Source organism: Olavius algarvensis spirochete endosymbiont (assembly GCA_900608495.1).
In the GTDB taxonomy this organism is placed as follows: Bacteria; Spirochaetota; Spirochaetia; order DSM-2461; family DSM-2461; genus UBA2779.
On sequence record UWYT01000315.1, the window covers coordinates 1 to 463 of the forward strand.

1 protein-coding gene is annotated in these 463 nt (G+C 54.6%); it reads right to left on the reverse strand.

The genetic code is table 11. The annotated features are described in order from the left end of the window. Positions 1-46: 46 nt before the first annotated feature. On the reverse strand, positions 47-463 hold a 417-nt coding region (locus tag S1OALGB6SA_RS09305), incomplete at its 5' end, for an NHL repeat-containing protein (protein ID WP_503465894.1).

The window sequence follows — 463 nt, forward strand, 5'->3', positions numbered from 1 at the left end:
TTCTAAAAGATACCACACTTAACATGAGGAGCCATCGCGCCGCTGGCTAGGGCACCTTGTACTCTATCTTCCGGATACGGTGATTGTCAGAATCTGCCACATAGAAATTGCCGGATGAGTCCACAGCCACGCCGGTGGGGTTGTTAAACTGTGCCTTGGTGCCGTCGCCATTTGCAAAACCCTTTGTGCCTGTTCCGGCAAAGGTGGTTACCACTCCCGCCGGCGTGATTTTCCGGATACGGTGACTGCCATGATCTACCACATAGACATTGCCGGATGAGTCCACAGCCAGTCCGGCGGGGTAGTAAAACTGCGCCGTGGTGCCGGTGCCATCCGCATAACCCCTTATGCCAGTACCGGCAAAGGTGCTTACCATCCCCGCCGGCGTGATTTTCCGGATGCGGTGATTGCTAAAATCTGCTACATAGATATTGCCGGATGAGTCCACAATCACTCCGGAGGG